At 66.1% G+C, this 17,994-nt stretch carries 14 protein-coding genes and 2 pseudogenes; 3 read left to right on the forward strand and 13 right to left on the reverse strand.

Annotated features, from left to right (window positions below; translation table 11 throughout):
- The 3 genes from WAO18_RS03090 to WAO18_RS03100 form a co-directional block, all read right to left on the reverse strand.
- A partial coding sequence (locus WAO18_RS03090) for an alpha/beta fold hydrolase (protein WP_422203855.1) occupies positions 1–1,002 on the reverse strand: 1,002 nt, incomplete at its 3' end.
- Between the two features lie 44 nt (positions 1,003–1,046).
- Positions 1,047–1,967 carry a metal-dependent hydrolase gene (locus tag WAO18_RS03095; RefSeq protein ID WP_422203790.1) on the reverse strand — a complete coding sequence of 307 codons (921 nt, stop codon included), beginning with the start codon at positions 1,965–1,967 and terminating at the stop codon, positions 1,047–1,049.
- 46 nt (positions 1,968–2,013) lie between these two features.
- Entirely contained in the window at positions 2,014–2,529 is a 516-nt protein-coding gene (locus WAO18_RS03100) for an Lrp/AsnC family transcriptional regulator (protein WP_422203792.1), read from the reverse strand.
- A gap of 68 nt (positions 2,530–2,597) precedes the next feature.
- Between WAO18_RS03100 and ald the strand changes: the two genes are divergently transcribed.
- On the forward strand, positions 2,598–3,713 hold the full coding sequence (ald, locus tag WAO18_RS03105) for an alanine dehydrogenase (protein ID WP_422203794.1): 1,116 nt from the start codon (positions 2,598–2,600) through the stop codon (positions 3,711–3,713).
- A 27-nt stretch (positions 3,714–3,740) separates the two neighbouring features.
- Entirely contained in the window at positions 3,741–5,177 is a 1,437-nt protein-coding gene (locus WAO18_RS03110; protein ID WP_422203796.1) for an amidase, read from the forward strand.
- Positions 5,178–5,196: 19 nt separating this feature from the next.
- Here WAO18_RS03110 and WAO18_RS03115 read toward each other — a convergent pair whose 3' ends face one another.
- The 6 genes from WAO18_RS03115 to WAO18_RS03140 all read right to left on the reverse strand — a co-directional run bounded on the left by WAO18_RS03115 (position 5,197) and on the right by WAO18_RS03140 (position 14,462).
- A complete protein-coding gene (locus WAO18_RS03115) occupies positions 5,197–8,061 on the reverse strand; it encodes an ATP-binding protein (protein ID WP_422203798.1) in 2,865 nt (954 codons plus the stop codon).
- Between the two features lie 74 nt (positions 8,062–8,135).
- Positions 8,136–9,158 (reverse strand): nitronate monooxygenase, encoded by a 1,023-nt coding sequence (locus WAO18_RS03120; protein ID WP_422203799.1) that lies wholly within the window; start codon positions 9,156–9,158, stop codon positions 8,136–8,138.
- Between the two features lie 4 nt (positions 9,159–9,162).
- Complete coding sequence (locus WAO18_RS03125) at positions 9,163–10,515, reverse strand: M16 family metallopeptidase (protein ID WP_422203801.1); 1,353 nt, start codon at positions 10,513–10,515, stop codon at positions 9,163–9,165.
- Entirely contained in the window at positions 10,493–12,766 is a 2,274-nt protein-coding gene (locus WAO18_RS03130; RefSeq protein WP_422203803.1) for a polyribonucleotide nucleotidyltransferase, read from the reverse strand. Before WAO18_RS03130 ends, WAO18_RS03125 begins: the two co-directional genes overlap by 23 nt.
- A gap of 330 nt (positions 12,767–13,096) precedes the next feature.
- Positions 13,097–13,366, reverse strand: a complete 270-nt coding sequence (rpsO, locus tag WAO18_RS03135) for a 30S ribosomal protein S15 (protein ID WP_422203804.1) — start codon at positions 13,364–13,366, stop codon at positions 13,097–13,099.
- Positions 13,367–13,487: 121 nt separating this feature from the next.
- Positions 13,488–14,462 (reverse strand): bifunctional riboflavin kinase/FAD synthetase, encoded by a 975-nt coding sequence (locus tag WAO18_RS03140; protein WP_422203806.1) that lies wholly within the window; start codon positions 14,460–14,462, stop codon positions 13,488–13,490.
- A gap of 79 nt (positions 14,463–14,541) precedes the next feature.
- Between WAO18_RS03140 and mntR the strand changes: the two genes are divergently transcribed.
- Positions 14,542–15,240 carry a manganese-binding transcriptional regulator MntR gene (mntR, locus tag WAO18_RS03145; RefSeq protein ID WP_422203808.1) on the forward strand — a complete coding sequence of 233 codons (699 nt, stop codon included), beginning with the start codon at positions 14,542–14,544 and terminating at the stop codon, positions 15,238–15,240.
- 109 nt (positions 15,241–15,349) lie between these two features.
- Here mntR and WAO18_RS03150 read toward each other — a convergent pair.
- From WAO18_RS03150 to WAO18_RS03165, 4 genes and pseudogenes are all read right to left on the reverse strand, one after another.
- Positions 15,350–15,460 (reverse strand): annotated as a pseudogene (locus WAO18_RS03150) (AraC family transcriptional regulator); the annotation flags it as partial.
- 18 nt (positions 15,461–15,478) lie between these two features.
- Positions 15,479–15,676: pseudogene (locus tag WAO18_RS03155) on the reverse strand (SDR family NAD(P)-dependent oxidoreductase); the annotation flags it as partial.
- Positions 15,673–17,139, reverse strand: coding sequence for a flavin-containing monooxygenase (locus WAO18_RS03160; RefSeq protein WP_422203810.1), 1,467 nt, complete (start codon positions 17,137–17,139; stop codon positions 15,673–15,675). The pseudogene WAO18_RS03155 and the gene WAO18_RS03160, both read right to left, overlap by 4 nt.
- A complete protein-coding gene (locus WAO18_RS03165; protein ID WP_422203812.1) occupies positions 17,139–17,963 on the reverse strand; it encodes an SDR family NAD(P)-dependent oxidoreductase in 825 nt (274 codons plus the stop codon). Before WAO18_RS03165 ends, WAO18_RS03160 begins: the two co-directional genes overlap by 1 nt.
- Between the last annotated feature and the right edge of the window lie 31 nt (positions 17,964–17,994).

A 17,994-nucleotide genomic window follows, 5' to 3' on the forward strand; every position in this document is an offset into this window, starting at 1 on the left:
CTCGACTGCGGTGGCACGGCCGATCCCGGCACCTGCGCCGGTGACCAAAGCGAGCTTTCCCCGCACGTCACGCGGGCCGGTTCGCACAGCGCCTGAGTCATCCGACGGAGCGCCGCTGATGACTTGGTCGATCCATTCACCGGCCAGCCGCGCGACGACGTCGGGACGCGCGGTCACCACCCAGTGCCCGCCTTCGATGGGAATAACCCTGCTGCCCAACGGAATTGATCCGGTAAACCGCTGCAGCGCCGGCGTGACGAACAAGTCCATCCGCGGTACCAAGACCTGGACCGGAACCGTGGTGGCGGGCAGCGTGGCCCCGGGTGCCAGGAATGGCGCAGGCATGTTGGCGCGGTACAGGTTGAGCCCGTTGACATAGTCGCCGGTGGATCGCACTGCTTCGGCCGGTCGAGTCCGGCTGCTCGAATTGCCGATACGGCCAAAGGCGTCAATGACTTTCACGCCCACCCCGGACCGGATCATCAACTCCGGCAGGCCGGGGGTCAAGAAGAACCAGATGTATCCCGACGCGAGGACCTGCCGGACCACGTCGAACAGACCGCGTGGAGTACGGGCCGACCGCAAGAACTTGCCGGCGTAGCTCAGGTGCGGCCCGGAAATCGAGGTGAACGAGGCCACTTTGCCCATCACCGTCTCGTCGGTGACCGCGGCCCATCCCTGAATCGAGCCCCAGTCGTGGGCCAGCAGATGCACCCGGCCAACCCCTAGGCTGTCGATCACCGCGCCGATGTCGGAAACCAGCTGGGGGAAGCGGTAATTCGATCGTCCCGCCGGGCGTGCCGACTCGCCGGCACCACGCACGTCGTAAGCGACAACGTTGTAGCGACCACTTAGATGCTCGGCCACCCCGTCCCATAGGTGGTGGTTGTCAGGGTAACCGTGAATGGCCAACACGGTCGGCCGGTGCGGGTCGATCTCGGTGTAGGCGTGTACGGCGAGCGTGACGCCGTCCGAGGCAGTCACGGTGGTCTGGATCGGCAGGTTGGAACTACTCGCCGAAGCGGTGGTCATGGGATCCTCTCGGCTCAGTGCGAGGCGCGCGCGGCGGGCGAGATCGCCAGGTAGTCAACCGCCTTCTCCACCCCGCCGACCTGCGACGGGTGGAAGCCCGGCAGGTAGTAGGCGCCGATCACCCGCACAAAGCGCAGGGGCCCTGGCACCAAGCCACGTCGCGCTGCCTGGAAGTAATACCGCCAGCGCGGTTTGGCGCCGGGCGGCACCTGCGGGTCAACGGAGTACATGAACCGGACCCCGCGCACCCACAACAGCAGAATCATCGGCGTCACGACCAGCTGGGTACGCACCTGGCGTAGGTAACCGGCCCGCAGGTGCCTCATCAGATCGAAGGCCACGGCTTTGTGCTCGACTTCTTCGGCGCCGTGCCAGCGCAGCATGTCCAGCATCACCGGGTCGGTGCCAATCGCGTCGTGCTGCGGGGAGTCGAGAATCCACTCACCCAGAATCGCGGTGTAGTGCTCGACTGCCGCGATGGCCGCTATCCGCTCGAGCAGCCAGCTGTGCTGCCGTCGCACACTCCAGTGCGGCCGGTCACCCAGCAGCTTGCCGAACAGCCAGCCGATCTGGTCGGTGAAGGGTGTCACGTCGATGTTGTTGGCGGCGAAGTAGTCCAGCACGCCGGTGTGCGCCTGGGAGTGCATCGCCTCCTGGCCGATGAACCCTTGCACGTCGAGCCGCAGCTGGTCGTCCTTGATCAGCGGAAGTGCCTGCTTGCACACATCGACGAAGAGCTCTTCGCCGGCCGGCAGCAGCAGGTGCAGCACGTTGAGCACGTGGGTAGTGAACGGCTCGCCGGGCACATAGTGAAATGGCAGCTTCGCCCAGTCGAACGCGACGTCGCGCGCCTCGAGGACCAGTCGCTCATGATCGGCCGACGCCCCGCGACCTTGCGCATGCGGACCGACAGCCTCGTCGTGGATCGTGAACATTTGCAGCAGCATACCCGGTACCCCCGGTATCGGGAACTCCTCGCGGTCAGACCGGCGCGGCTCCCCGCAGGTGCTCGAAGATCAGCGACGTCTGGGTGCCCGCGACGTCGGCGTCGGCGTTGAGGTTCTCTACCACGAACGAACGCAGATCTTCGGTGTCGCGCGCCGCGACGTGCAGGATGAAATCGTCGGCACCGGCGAGGAAGTAGACATCCATCACCTGGGGCCTGCGCCGAATCTGCTGGATGAACTCGCGAATCTTGCCGCGAGCGTTGGATTGCAGGCTGACCGAAATCATTGCCTGCAACGGCAATCCCACTGCGGCCGGGTCGATATCGGCGTAGAAGCCGCGGATCACACCCGAGTCGACGAGTCGCCGGACCCGGCCGTGACATGTCGATGCGGCGATGTCGAGTTCGGTGGCCAGCGCGCTGTTGGTCATTCGGGCATCGTCATGGAGCAAGCTCAGAATCTTGCGGTCCGCACCGTCCAAATCCGCGGGCCGAAGATCCTTCGGCGACGAACTCCCGCTAGGTTGGAATTCCGATATTTCTTCGGTCATATTCTGATTCTAAACGCGTGTCTTCGGCATCTTTGCACTCCGACTGAACTTTCTTCACAATCGAAGTCATGCACGTCGGCATCCCTACCGAGACTAAAAACAACGAATTCCGGGTCGCGATCACCCCGTCCGGCGTCGCCGAACTCACCCGCCGCGGTCACGAGGTCCTGATCCAGGCGGGCGCCGGCGAGGGCTCGGCGATCCCCGACTCCGACTTCAAGGCCGCCGGCGCACAACTCATGGCGACTGCGGAGGACGTCTGGACCGATGCTGACCTGGTGCTCAAGGTCAAGGAACCCACGCCAGGCGAGTACTCGCGGATGCGGCGCGGCCAGACGCTGTTCACCTACCTGCATCTGGCCGCCTCGCGCTCGTGCACCGAGGCGTTGCTCACGTCGGGCACTACGTCGATCGCCTACGAGACCGTGCAGACCGCGGACGGCGCGTTGCCGCTGTTGGCCCCGATGAGTGAGGTCGCCGGCCGGCTGTCGGCCCAGGTCGGGGCATATCACTTGATGCGCACCTACGGCGGTCGCGGTGTGCTGATGGGCGGAGTCCCGGGTGTCGAACCGGCGAGGGTCGTGGTCATCGGCGCCGGAACCGCCGGATACAACGCCGCCCGGGTCGCCGTCGGAATGGGCGCGGCGGTCACCGTGCTCGACGTCAACATCAACAAGCTGCGCGAGCTCGACCACGTGTTCGGCGGCCGGGTGCAGACCCGCTACTCGACGGCCCTGGAGGTCGAGGAAGCCGTCAAGCAGGCCGACCTGGTGATCGGCGCGGTGCTGTTGCCGGGTGGCAAAGCTCCGACGCTGGTGTCGAATTCTCTTGTCGCGCATATGAAGCCGGGCGCAGTTTTGGTCGACATCGCCATCGACCAGGGCGGCTGCTTCCAGGATTCGCACCCGACCACCCACGACCACCCGACATTCGCGGTGCACGACACGCTGTTCTACTGCGTGGCGAACATGCCCGCGGCCGTGCCCAAGACGTCGACGTATGCGTTGACCAACGCCACCATGCCGTATGTCATCGAACTCGCCGACAACGGTTGGCGGTCCGCTTGTCAGTCGAATCATGCTCTGGCCAAGGGCCTTTCGACGCACGAGGGTGCGCTGTTATGTCAACGGGTGGCCGCTGACCTGGCTCTGCCGTTCACCGACCCGGCCGCTCTGCTGGTCTGACCCGCATTTGCGTGCTACACAAGCCGCGTGAGCTCACTCGCCGATCAGACCCGCTGGATGGATGCGGTCGACCAGGCCGCGCTGGTGCGCAACGGTGAGGCAACACCACTCGAATTGGTCGAAGCGGCCATCGAGCGGATCGAGCGCATCGACCCCGCGCTCAACGCGGTGGTCATTCGTTGGTTCGACCACGCGCGCGACACCGCGCGAGCTGGGCTGCCCGACGGTCCCTTTCGCGGCGTGCCGTTCCTGATCAAGGACCTGTTCGCCGGCTTTGCCGGCCAGCGCATCACCAACGGGAACGTCGGGCTTAAGAACGCGGGTGCGATCTCGGAGGCCGACACCACATTGGTGAGCCGGTTTCGCGACGCCGGTTTGGTGATTTCCGGCCGGACCAACAGTCCCGAACTCGGCAGCGTGCCGACCACCGAACCGATCGCCTGGGGCGCGACCCACAACCCATGGGACACCAGCCGCTCGCCCGGCGGGTCCAGCGGCGGCTCCGCTGCCGCGGTCGCCAGTGGCATGGTCCCGTTCGCGCATGCCAGCGACGGTGGCGGCTCGATTCGCATTCCGGCGTCGTGCTGCGGTCTGGTCGGCCTCAAGCCCAGTCAGGGCCGGATCTCGATCGGCCCGATCCGCGACGAAACCACGTTGTCGGTTGAGCTCTGCGTCAGCCGCACGGTGCGCGACACCGCGACGCTTCTGGACGCGGTTCGCGGGCCCGGCATTGGGGACACGGTGATCGCGCCGGCTCCGGCGCGCAGCTATGTCGACGAGCTCGGCGCCGTTCCGGGCCGGCTCCGGATCGGCCTGCTCGACCACCATCCGCAGGGAGGGGCCGTCGCGCCCGAGTGCGCCGATGCCGCGCGTTCGACCGCGACGTTGCTCGAATCGCTCGGCCACACCATCGAACCGGCGTGGCCCGCGGCGCTGGCCGACACGTCGCTCAGGGTGCACTTCGCCACGCTGTGGAGCACCAACATGGGCGTCGGGCTTCGACGGATTGAAGAGCAAGTCGGAAGACCGCTCGCCGCTGATGAATTCGAACCGATGAACCGCGTGCAGGCCGAGATTGCCACGCATTTCACCGCGGTCGACTATGCACTCGCATTCTCGGCCGCCGCGCACTTCCGCCGCTCGGTTCAGGCCTGGTGGGCCGACGGTTGGGATCTTTTGCTCACTCCGACGGTTGCCGAACTTCCGCTGCCGCTCGGTGTTATCGCCAACAACCCCGACAATCCGCTGCAAGCGATGGAACGCGCGTTCCAGTTCATTCCTTTCACGCCGCCGTTCAACATGAGCGGCCAGCCCGCGATCAACGTGCCGGTCGAGTGGACCGACGCCGGGCTGCCGGTCGGCGTGCAGTTGGTCGCCGGCTATGGCCGCGAGGATGTCCTGATCCGGGTGGCCGGCCAGCTGGAGGCGGCCAAACCGTGGGCGCACCGCAAGCCGGAGCTATAGCGGCTCACGGCACCGGGCTTCAGGCGATGCTGATCACGTTGCTAACAGGACCGGCGAGGAGCTTTCGGTCGATGTTGGCGAGCGCATAGGACGTCGCTTCGTCCATGCTCATCGCGGCCCCCTCGTCGCGGAGCTCATGTGCGCGCTGATTGCCGAGCACGGTCGTCACAAGCGAACTAGTTTCGCGCAACGCGGCGAGAACGAAGTTGACGTTGCTATCGGCCGGCGTGGGCTCGGAGCGCCGGGCGGTATCGGGAATGTGGCTTGCGTACCGGAAAATGGCTAAGGCAGCCCCTTGCAAGACACCGGCCACGTCGGGCCGGTCTTCGGCGAATGCCCTCGCGCAGAGCGCCAGGCAGGGGGCGGCCTGCAGCGGGGTCACGTACCAGCGCCACACGTGCATGGTCCGGGCGGTCAACGTGAGGGTGAGCTGCCAGTCCTGCAGGCGGCCGGCTACCAAGCAGCTGGTAAGCAAACCCGACGAGATCTCCTCGCCTGGCTTGCAGCTGAGTTCAAGGCTTTCCTGCAGCAGGACCCTGGCACGTTTCGCATCTTGTTCGGCCAGAGCCAGTGCGAGCGAGTTGAGACTCATCACGATGGCCCCGGGCATACCGGACCGTCGTGCCAGGGCGACCGCTTCCTCGGCTCTGGTGGTTGTGTCGTGGGTCCAACCGCCCCCGAGCAGAGCGCTGTTGACGCTGTTGGCGAGGTAGGTCGCCGCAAGACCGGGATATCCGTCGGCGTCGGCCAGCTCCGCGGCATGGGCGAAACCCGATACTGCGTCGGCGTAGGCACCCGCCGCCAATGACACCATTGCCTGCAGATGGGGGACATCCATCTCGATGCGAGGGCGTCGCCGCGACAAGGAGGCTCGCTCAGCCTCCAGCGCTTCGCGGGACCACTCCTCGACGGCCTGCCAGTCGCCAGTGGTGTACGCGTTGTAGGCCGCCACCACTAGCACGCGTGGATATCCCGGTTCTTGATCAGCGCCGGGCATGTCGAGCACACGCGACGCGGGGATCCACAGCACCTCTCCGATCGGGCTTGCCGTCATCTGTTGATGGGGATGGTCCGCCACTAGTTGCACGGCCAGCGCCGTATCGCCGGTTTCGATTGCGTTGGCGAGGGCTGCGCGGATGTTGTCCCGCTCTCGGTTGACCTGCCGGGACCACACCATCTGCTCGGGTCCGTAGAAGCGTTCAGCTGCTCGCGCAGATAGTGCGGCGTAGTAGCGGGCGTGGCTGGTAAAAAGCGCGTCGGTCTCGCCGCAATCGGCCAGTCGTTCCTCACCGTACTGCCGGATGGTTTCCAGAAGGCGGTATCGGGTTCCGCGGCCGTCGTCCTCTGCGACGATGAGCGAGCGGGCCACCAGAGCGGCGACCAGATCCATGACTGCCTCGCGCTCGACAACCTCACCGCTGCAAACCTCCTCGATCGCCTCGAGCCCGCAGCCGCCGGTGAACACGGCCATGCGGGCCAAAAGGTGCTGTTCGGCCGAGTTGAGCAGCTCGTATGACCAGTCGATGGCTGCGCGCAGCGTCGCGTGGCGCTCGACCGCACCGCGCCGGCCCCCGGCAAGCACTTGGAACCGGCGATCCAAGCGCTGAACCAGTTCGGCTGGGTTTAACGCGATGACGCGGGCCGCGGCCAACTCGATGGCCAGTGGGACGCCGTCGAGACGCTGACAGACCTCCACCACTGCCCGTGCGTTGCCCTGACTCAGCATGAAATCGGCCTTGACGTGCCGCGCCCTTTCAACGAAGAGACTGACGGCGTCGGTACTCATCAGGCGTTCCAGTTCCTCGTCGGGCTCACCTGTTGCCAGTGGAGGCAGCGCGATCAGCTGCTCACCTTCGATCGCCATCCCTTCGCGGCTCGTTGCGAGCACCACCACGCCTGGACACGCGCGTTCTATCCGCGACACCAACCGGGCCACCACCCCCAGCAGATGTTCGCAATTGTCGAGCACCAACAGCACCTGCTTTTGGGCCAGCGTTTCGATCAGCGAGTCCTCGAGGGACGGCCCGCCACGGTTCGTCAGTTGAAACACGGCTGCAACTGCCTCAGCCACGCCTTCGGGATCGCGTACCGGCGCCAGTTCGACCAGCCAAGCTCCATCGCGGTAGCGCGGCAGTACGTCCGCGGCAACTTGGAGCGCCAGGCGAGTCTTGCCCACGCCTCCTACTCCGGTAATCGTCACTGCGCGCGATTCGGCCAGTGCGGAAATGACCCGCGCCACTTCGGATTTGCGCCCGATGAACGAGCTGACCTGGACTGGTAGATTCCCCGGAAACGCGTCCAGACTTCGCAGCGGTGGGAACTCCTCGACGACACCCGCACGAATAAGCTGAAAAACCCGTAGCGGGCGGCCAAGGTCGCGAAGGCGGTGTTCACCGAGATCGATCAGCGTCATGGCCTCGGGCAGCTGCGCCCGCACCAACACCTCGGTCGCGCCCGAAATCACAACCTGGCCACCGTGGGCGGCTGTCATCAATCTGGAGCAACGGTTGATCGGCAGACTGGCATAGCCGCCGTCATCGACGACGACCGCCTCATCGGTATGCAGCCCGATCCGCGCCCTCAGTGGTTCGACCGTTCGCCAGGGTTCGTCGAGAAGCGCCCGTTGGATAGTGGCCGCAGCCGAGATGGCGTCCCTCGCCGTCGCGAACGCTGCCGCCATTCCGTCGCCCATCCGCGCGAAAACATCGCCCTGGTTTGCGGCGATGGCATTCTCGAGGAGCTCGTCGTGGCGGACCATGGCTACCTTCATCGCCTCTGGGTCCCGTTCCCATAACCGGGTGGACCCTTCGAGGTCGGTGAGGAGGAAGGTCACCGTGCCCGAGGGAAGGTGCCGGGCCATGACCCCCGACACTACGGCTGTCATGCCGATTTCCGATGAATTTCGTCAACAACCGCTGGCGCGGCTAACCGCGAAGGCGTCGACCTAAACGAAGGCTCTCAGACGTGGCCGAGGATGCTGACGATGTCCTTCGCGGGCTTGGCCTCGGCCTTCCGATAGGCCGTCCCCGCCCATAGGTTGGTGCCGTGCGGGTCTTCCAGTTCGACGGCGGCTCTGCGGATCGGCGAGGTCATCTGGTTGACCTCGGGATAGCCCAGCGGCGCGATGTGGTCGAGCATCCGGGTGAAGTCGTTCGCCAGGCCGCGGGCATACCGGCCCGAAAACGCCCGGGTGACAACGGTTGTGTCGAATTGCGGATGCCCCAGCGCCGAACGGTGCGCGGCGTTGGTGCCGGCCTCGTCGGATAGCAGTAGCGCGGTACCGACCTGCGCGGCCACCGCTCCCCTGCGCAACACCGCGGCGACGTCCTCGGTGCTGCCCAAGCCCCCGGCCGCGATCAGCGGAACGTTGTGGGCGCTGCCGATGCGATCCAGCAGTTCGATGAGCGACTCGGTCCCGGGACTCATGTCCGGCGCGAACGTGCCCCGATGCCCACCGGCCTCGGGGCCCTGGACGACCAGGCCGTCGGCGCCGACCGCGAGCGCGACGCCGGCCTCGTACGCCGACGTCACCGTGACGAAGAGCAGCATTCCCAACGCGCCGAACCAGCGCAGCACGTCCGGCGACGGCGCGCCGAAGGTGAACGACACCAACTCGGGCCGCAGGTCGGCCACCACCTCGAGCTTCTGCCGCCACCCGTCGTCGTCGCCGAATTTCGGGTAGCCGATCTCGACGTCGTAGTGCTCGGCCAGTTCGTCGAGAGCCTCTGCGTAGTGGTCGAGTTGGTACATGTCGGCCACGCTGGGCTGCGGCACGAACAGGTTGACACCGATCGGGCCGGTGGTCGCGGCGCGTGCCGCCGCGATGTCGTCGGCCAACCGGTCCGGGCTGATATAGCCACTGGCCAGAAAGCCCAGACCGCCCGCGTTGGACACCGCCGCCGCCAGCGCAGGCGTGCCTGGGCCGCCCGCCATCGGCGCTCCTACGATCGGTACGTCGAGATCCCAGAAGCCCAGTACCATCGCGCTACCTCGTCATTGTCCGAAGTTGTTGCGGCAGAGACTTTTTCGATTGATGAGGCCCGAGAACGGCTGCGCCATATGGTTTGCCGAGGAGTTGGCTCGCCACCACATTGACCTCGTCCAGAGTGACCTCATCGAGCTCCTGCAGCGTCCGGTCGATACTTCGGTGTTCAGCGTAGTTGAGTTCGCCGCGACCGATGCGGTGCATCCGCGAACTGGAGTCCTCCAGCCCGAGCACCAGACCGCCGCGCAGCGAACCCTTGGCGATCCGGCATTCCGCTTCGGTGATGCCGTCGCGTGCCACTTCCTCGAGCACGTCGGCGGTCACCCGGGTCACTTCGGCAAAACGCTCGGGAAGACACGCGGCATACACCGACAACGCGCCGGTGTCGGAGAACGTGTCCAGCGACGAGTACACCGAGTACGCCAGCCCGCGTGATTCCCGAACCTGTTGGAACAAACGAGAACTCAAGCCACCGCCGAGCGCGGTGTTCAGCACCGACAGCGCCCAGCGGTGCTTCCAGTGGCGACCGGGCGTTCGCACCCCGAGGAAGACGTGGGTCTGCTCGGCGTCCCGGTTGGCCACCGTCAGCCGCGGCCGACCAGTGACCCGGCCGGCCCCCTTGCGCGGTGCAACCGCGTGGCGGCCGCGGACCAGCCGCGGTCCGAAGTGCTCGCGCACCAACGCCACCACTTCGTCATGGTCGACGTTGCCGGCCACCGCGACGACCATCCGCTCGGGCGTGTAGCGCCGCTGGTGAAACGAATGCAGTTGGGCGCGCGTCATCGACGACACCGACTGCACACTGCCGATCACCGGGCGGCCGACCGGGTGCTCACCGAACAGCGCCGCCAGGAACTGGTCGGCCAGCGCGTCCTCGGGGTCGTCGTCGCGCATCGCGATCTCCTCGAGGACGACGTCGCGTTCCAGTTCGACATCGCCCGCGGCGCAGCGCCCGTTGAGCACCACGTCACTGACCAGGTCGACGGCCAGCGCGAGATCACCGTCGAGCACATGCGCGTAGTAGCAGGTGTGCTCCTTGGCGGTGAAAGCGTTCAGCTCACCGCCCACCGCGTCCACCGCCTGCGCGATGTCGACAGCCGTGCGCGTCGGAGTGGACTTGAACAGCAGGTGTTCCAGGAAATGCGCAGCGCCCGCCACGGTGGCACCCTCATCGCGCGATCCGACACCTACCCACACCCCGACCGAGGCAGAGCGCACCCCGGGCAGGTATTCGGTGACTACCCGCAGCCCGCCGGGCAGCGTGGTGCGGCGGTACGCCGCGGGCGGCTCGGAGGTGTGTCGGACGCGGCGCAGCGGCTGCGTCCCTGGACTAACTGCTGGCCGTCGCGGCATCGGCAGGCGCAGTCTCCGGACTGGTGGCAGCGTCGCCGTTGGTGGATTCTCCAGCGTCTTCGTCCACAAGCACCAAGGAGATCTTGCCCCGCTTGTCGATGTCGGCAATCTCGACGCGAAGCTTGTCGCCGACGTTCACGACGTCCTCGACCTTCGCGACGCGCTTGCCCCGACCGAGCTTGGAGATGTGCACCAGTCCGTCGCGGCCGGGAAGCAGCGACACGAACGCACCGAAATCGGTGGTCTTGACTACGGTTCCGAGGAACCGCTCGCCGGCCTTGGGCAGTTGCGGGTTGGCGATCGCGTTGATCTTGTCGATCGCTGCCTGCGCGGCCTCGCCGTTGCTGGCCCCGACAAACACGGTGCCGTCGTCCTCGATCGAGATCTGCGCGCCGGTCTCCTCCGTGATCGAGTTGATCATCTTGCCCTTGGGCCCGATCACCTCACCGATCTTGTCCACCGGCACCTTGATCGTGGTGATCCGCGGTGCGTAGGGGCTCATCTCGTCGGGGGCGTCGATGGCCTCGGCCATCACTTCCAAGATGGTCAGTCGTGCGTCCTTGGCCTGCGCGAGCGCACCGGCCAGCACCTGCGACGGAATGCCGTCCAGCTTGGTGTCCAGCTGAAGCGCCGTGACGAAGTCCTTGGTGCCCGCGCACTTGAAGTCCATGTCACCGAATGCATCCTCGGCGCCCAGGATGTCGGTCAAGGTGACGAAGCGGCGCTCGCTGCCGCCACCTTCCACCTCCACGTCATCGGACACCAGGCCCATGGCGATACCGGCGACCGGCGCCCGCAACGGCACACCGGCGTTCAGCAGCGACAAGGTCGAGGCACATACCGAACCCATCGACGTAGAACCGTTGGAGCTCAGAGCTTCCGAGACCTGTCGGATCGCGTAGGGGAACTCTTCGATGCTGGGCAGCACCGGCACCAGCGCCCGCTCCGCCAGTGCGCCGTGGCCGATCTCGCGCCGCTTGGGCGAGCCGACGCGACCCGTCTCCCCGGTGGAGAACGGCGGGAAGTTGTAGTGGTGCATGTAGCGCTTGGACTTTTCCGGTCCCAGCGAGTCGATCTGCTGAGCCATCTTGACCATGTCGAGGGTGGTCACGCCCATGATCTGGGTCTCGCCACGCTCGAACAGCGCGCTGCCATGCGCCCGCGGGATCACCGCTACCTCTGCGGACAGGGCGCGGATGTCGGTGATACCACGGCCGTCGATGCGGAAGTGATCCGACAGGATGCGCTGGCGCACAAGCTTTTTGGTCAGCGATCGGAATGCCGCGCCGACCTCCTTCTCACGGCCTTCGTAGGTCTCGGCGAGGCGCTCGAGCACCTCGGCCTTGAGCTCGTTGGTGCGATCGTCGCGCTCTTCCTTCCCGGCGATGGTCAGCGCCTTGGCGAGTTCGTCGGTGGCCACCGAGGACACCGCGTAGAACACGTCGTCCTGGTAATCAGGAAACACCGGGTAGTCGGCGGTCGGTTTGGCCGCTCTGTCTGCCAGCTCCTGCTGCGCGGCACACAACGCGGCGATGAACGGCTTGGCCGCTTCGAGTCCCTCGGCGACAACGCTCTCCGTGGGAGCGCCCGCGCCGCCGTCGATCAGCTGGATGACGTGGTCGGTCGCCTCGGCCTCAACCATCATGATGGCGACGTCATCGGCCGTCTTGCGGCCCGCAACGACCATGTCGAAGACGGCGTTCCCGAGTTGCTCGACGGTGGGGAACGCGACCCACTGGCCGTCGATCAGGGCAACGCGCACGCCGCCGACCGGGCCGGCAAACGGAATCCCGGAGATCTGCGTCGACGCGGATGCGGCGTTGATCGCCAGCACGTCGTACAGATCCTTGGGATCCAGGCTCAAGATGGTCACGACGACCTGGATCTCGTTGCGCAGACCCGAGATGAACGTGGGGCGCAGTGGCCGGTCGATCAGGCGGCAGGTCAGGATCGCATCGGTGGAGGGACGTCCCTCACGACGGAAGAACGAGCCGGGGATGCGTCCCGCGGCGTACATCCGCTCCTCGACGTCGATCGTCAAGGGGAAGAAGTCGAAGTGGTCCTTCGGGGTCTTGCTGGCCGTGGTGGCCGACAGCAGCATGGTTTCGTCGTCGAGGTAGGCGACGACGGCACCGGCGGCTTGCTGCGCCAGCCGGCCGGTCTCGAAACGGATGGTGCGGGCGCCGAAGCTCCCGTTGTCAATGGTGGCGGTCGATTCGAACACGCCTTCGTCAATTTCAGCTACAGACATAGTTGTCCGTGCGGCCTCTCTGGATTTGTTCAGCTATTTCGCGCAGGCACACTCAACCCGGCGGGTTCCAGGACAACCTGGAGGTCGGAGAGTCTGATGCGGCGACGGCCGTCGATCGAAGCGGCCGAGCTGCCCCCGTATTGGGGAGCACGGCAGCCACTACCGAAGACCGCGCGATACAAACTTGTCTTCCTTCGAAGTCCTGTTGTGCCTCGCTGGAACGGTGCGCGCGGACTGCGCGCCCCGCACCGTGCTCGGGCCTACTAGGCCCAAAACACCCTTGACTCTACACGCCGACCTGGCAGTTCTTAGGCGCGGCGTGACGCTGGGTCACCGACGCAGACCCAGCCGCTCGATCAGCGAGCGGTAGCGCTCCACGTCGACCTGGGCGACGTACTTGAGCAGCCGGCGACGCCGCCCGACCAGCAGCAGCAGCCCGCGGCGCGAGTGGTGGTCGTGCTTGTGATGCTTGAGGTGCTCGGTCAGGTCGGCGATCCGCTTGGTCAGCAGCGCGACCTGGGCCTCCGGGGAGCCGGTGTCGGTTTTGTGCAGGCCGTATGAGCCCAGGATTTCTGTTTTCTGCTCGGCGGTAAGCGCCACGAAATATCTCCATCAATCGGTCCGCGATCAGTGATTTAAGGTGCGGCCGCCGCGAACTGCAGCACGCGCCGTGTCGCCGAGGAGTCTAGCAGCGGGCGATGCCCGGGTGAGAATCCGCAGTTCAACTAGCAGAAAGCAGCTTGCGGGCACGCTCGGTGTCGGTACCCATCGCGTCGACGAGGTCGCCGACGGATTTGAACTTCTCCTGCCCCCGGATTCGTGCGACGAAGTCCAGCGCAACGTGTTGCCCGTACAGGTCGGCGGCGGTGTCGAGCACGAAGGCCTCCACCGTGCGGGTGCGTCCGGAGAACGTCGGGTTGGTGCCCACCGAAACCGCGGCCTGGTATCGCTCGCCGGGCACGACGGTCCCGGTCACCGGTCCGTGGCCCAGCACCGTGAACCAGGCGGCGTAGACGCCGTCGGCCGGGATGGCCGAATACATCGGCGGGGCCACGTTGGCCGTCGGGAAGCCCATCTCGGTCCCGCGTCCGTCACCGCGCACCACGACGCCTTCCACTCGGTGCGGACGGCCCAACGCCTCGGCGGCCGCCACCACGTCACCGGCATCCACGCAGGACCGGATGTAGGTCGACGAGAACGTCACGGTCTCGGTGTCGTGGTGTTCGGAGACCAGCGACATCGCCTCCACCGCGAACCCGAGCCGCGCGCCGGCGCTGCGCAATGTGTCGACCGTGCCGGCGGCCTTCTTGCCGAACGTGAAGTTCTCCCCCACCACAACTTCCACCACATGTAGGTTCTCTACGAGCAACTCGTGGACGTAGCGCTCCGGCGTGAGCTTCATGAAATTCGCCGTAAAGGGCATCACCAGAAATACGTCGATGCCGAATTCTTCGGCCAGCTCGGCGCGCCGGGTCAGGGTGGTCAGCTGAGCGGGGTGGCTGCCCGGGTGCACCACTTCCATCGGGTGGGGGTCGAACGTCATCAACACCGTCGGCACTCCCCGCGCACGGGCCGACTTGACCGCGTGCGAGATCAGCTCGGCGTGCCCGCGGTGCAGACCGTCGAAGACCCCGATGGTGAGCACGCATCGGCCCCAGTCCGTGGGTATTTCGTCCTGCCCCCGCCACCGTTGCACAACTGTCAGCCTACGGGGCCAGGTAGCGGCTGGTCGTGCGAGAGCCGCAGATCAGATGGAGATTGCTTAAACTTCCGTTGTGCGCCCCGACCTACCTGCCGAAGAGCCCTCCGGGCTCAGTACGGTTGCCCAGGACTACCTCAAAGTCATCTGGAACGCCCAGGAATGGTCGCTGGACAAGGTCAGCACCAAGATGCTGGCCGAAAAGCTCGGGGTGTCTGCCAGCACCGCCTCGGAATCCATCCGCAAACTCGCTGAGCAGGGCCTGGTCAACCACGAGAAATACGGAGCGGTCACGTTGACCGAGTCAGGGCGCCGAGCGGCGCTGGCGATGGTCCGGCGCCACCGGCTGCTAGAGGCCTTCCTGGTCACCGAGCTCGGCTACGGCTGGGACGAGGTGCACGACGAGGCCGAGGTCCTCGAGCATGCGGTTTCCGACCGGCTGGTGGCGCGCATCGACGCTAAGTTGGGTTTCCCCCAGCGCGATCCGCATGGCGACCCGATCCCGGGCTCCGACGGTCAGGTGCCGACCCCTCCTGCCCGTCAGCTGTGGTCGTGCGCCGACGGCGACGCCGGCACGGTGGCCCGGATTTCGGACAAAGACCCCGAGATGCTGCGCTACTTCGACAGCATCGGCATCAGCCTCGACTCGCGGCTGCGTGTGCTGACCCGCCGCGAATTCGCCGGCATGATTTCGGTCGCGGTTGAGTCGGCAGACGGTGCGCCCGCCACGGTTGATCTGGGAAGCCCAGCCGCTCAAGCGATTTGGATGGTCTAGCGACCGCGCCGCCGCCGTTTACTGGGCGGCTCACCGCACATGCGGATGAATGCCGGGTGAACGCCGCGGTCTCGGAGTACCCGAGTTGACGCGCGGTCTCTTCTACTGTGAGGCCGGACTCGAGCAGCGCGGACGCCAGCGTGCCGCCGACCTCGTCGAGGAGTGCGCGATAACTCGTGTGTTCGGCCGCCAGGCGACGGTGCAATGTGCGTTCGGTCATGCAGAACTCGTGCGCGATCGCGGGCGAGGTGACATCGAGCGGCAGCGCCAGAACGTCGCCGTGAATTTCGGAGGCGGCTTGTTTGGCCAGATCGGCGTTGAGGTCCCCGATGGCCACCCTGGCCCCGGCAGCGGCGAACGCCTTCGCGGTGGCCAACCCGATCCCGCGCGCACCGCCGGTGATCGCCACGACCCGCCCTTGCAACGCTGTACTCATTCCGACCTCACCAGTGTGTCGATGTCGTAATCGTTCATGTCAGGTGCTGCGGCAAGACGCCGCCGATACTCATTCGGCGTCCACGGCCATAGTTCGGGCAAACCGTCGGCGCCCAGATACCAACTCGTGCAACCGGATGCCCACACCGTGTCTGGCATGGCCTCGCGCATATCGGCGTTGAATTGGTCGGTCGCCCGCCCCGTTGGCGCGACATTGTCGAGTTCGCCCGCACGCCAGCGTTGAATCCAGCCCAGGATGTGATTGGCCTGTGCTTCGGCGATCGCAGTCAGCGAGTAGTTGCCGACCGGACTGTGCGGTCCGATCAGCATGAAGAAATTCGGGAATCCGGGTAGTGCGACACCCAGGTGCGCCTTGGGCCCGTTTTCCCACAGCCGATCAACGGTCAGGCCGTCGTGGCCGACCAAGGTCATCGGTCGCATGAAGGCGTGCGCGTCGAATCCGGTCGCCAGCGCGATCGCGTCCAGCTCGTGCAAACTGCCGTCGGCAGTGACGATTCCGCGCTTTTCGACGTGATCGATCCCGGTGTCGACCAAGTGCACGTTGGGCCGCTGCATGGCCTGATAGAAGGTCGGGGAGATCACCAGCCGGCGGCACATCGGCTGGTAGTCGGGTGTGAGGCGACGGCGCAGCTCGGGGTCGCGGACCGTTCGCAGGTTAGCCCGGCACAGGCCGCTCAAAAACCGGCGACGCCACCCCGGCTTCACCAGCGCGCCGGCGAACCATTCGAACGACAGGTGATAGACGTAATAGGCGATCGAGCTGAGCATCGGCAGCCTGCGGTGCAGCGGCGCCGACCATCGCCGATAACTGCCGTTGGGGAGCGGCAAAACCCATTGCGCGCTGCGCTGGAACAGCTCCATTCGATCGACGGAATTGGCCAGACCACAGACGATTTGCACGCCGGTGGATCCGGTGCCGATCACGGCGACCCGCTTTCCGGTCAGATCGACGGTGTGGTTCCACCGCGCGGAATGCATGACGGCACCGTCGAAGTCGGACAGCCCGTCGATCTCGGGCATTCGCGGCTCCCGCAGGACGCCGGCGGCCGAGATGAAGAAGTCATGTGATACCGATGTGCCATCCGCGGTCGTCAGCAGCCAACGACCGTCGACAAAGCGGGCTTCGGTGATCTCGACACCGAAGCGGATGCTGTCCGCCAACGCGCAATCGTCAGCAACTGCGCGGAAGTAGTCGAAGATCTCCCCTCCCGGTGAGAACACTTTGGTCCAACCAGGATTGGTGGCGAAGGTGAACTGATAGAACCGCGACGGCACGTCGCAGGACAGGCCCGGATAGGTGTTGTCGCGCCACGTTCCACCGACATCGCTTGACTTTTCATAAATGGTTACGTCGGTGATGCCGGCGCGGCGCAACAGGATGGCCTGGCATAGTCCGGACATACCGGCGCCGACGATGCCGACCGATGGCTGTCGTTGCGGCATCAGCTCACCCCCGTATCGTCGCCCGCGCGAATCACGCGGCGGACACTCGGCAGCGCCGCCAATAACCGGTCCGCGAGGAACAGCAGTGGCCGCAGGTCGAGCATCGGCCCGACCCACCACGGTGCATACACCCGTCGCGCGCGCCGCGCGATGCCGGAGGTGATGGCCACAGCCGCCACCTCGACCGGTGCGGACTTGCCCAGCGGCCCGGGCAGCACCGCACCGAGTCCAGACCGGGTCAGCATTTGGTCGGCCAGCCCGGTCTCGATCAAACCGAAATACGCGATGCCGACCCCGACTCCGTCGGCGGCGAGTTCGATACGCGCCGTGCGCACCAACGACTCGACCCCGGCCTTCGATGCCATATACGCACTCACCCGCGGCCCCGGTATCACCGCCGCAATGGAGGCCACCACCATTGCGTAACCGGCACGTGCCTTGAGATGCGGCAGCGCGGCCTGGATCGTGTGGAAGACACCCACCAGGTTGACGTCGATCACCTGCCGCCAATCGGCCGGATCAACCTCCGCGACGGTCAATCCCGGCCCGGCGATGCCTGCATTGGCGACCACGACATCGACGCCCCCGAAATGCTCCGCCGCGGCGCCACACGCCGCTGTCACCGACTCCGCAGAAGTGACGTCGGTCTCGAATGCCGCTGCAGCCAAGCCCAGTTCGGCCACCAACTGCCGCGCCGCGAGCAGATCCCGATCCAGCACTGCGACGCTGGCCCCCGCGTCGACGAGGTTGCGGGCCACCTGCGCGCCGATGCCGCGAGCACCACCGGTGATCACCACCACTTTGCGACTCAGACTGCGGCTCATCATCACGACACTAGGGCTGTGCGACCCGGCG

The sequence above is a fragment of the Mycobacterium sp. genome (genome assembly GCF_049278535.1).
In the GTDB taxonomy this organism is placed as follows: Bacteria; Actinomycetota; Actinomycetes; order Mycobacteriales; family Mycobacteriaceae; genus Mycobacterium.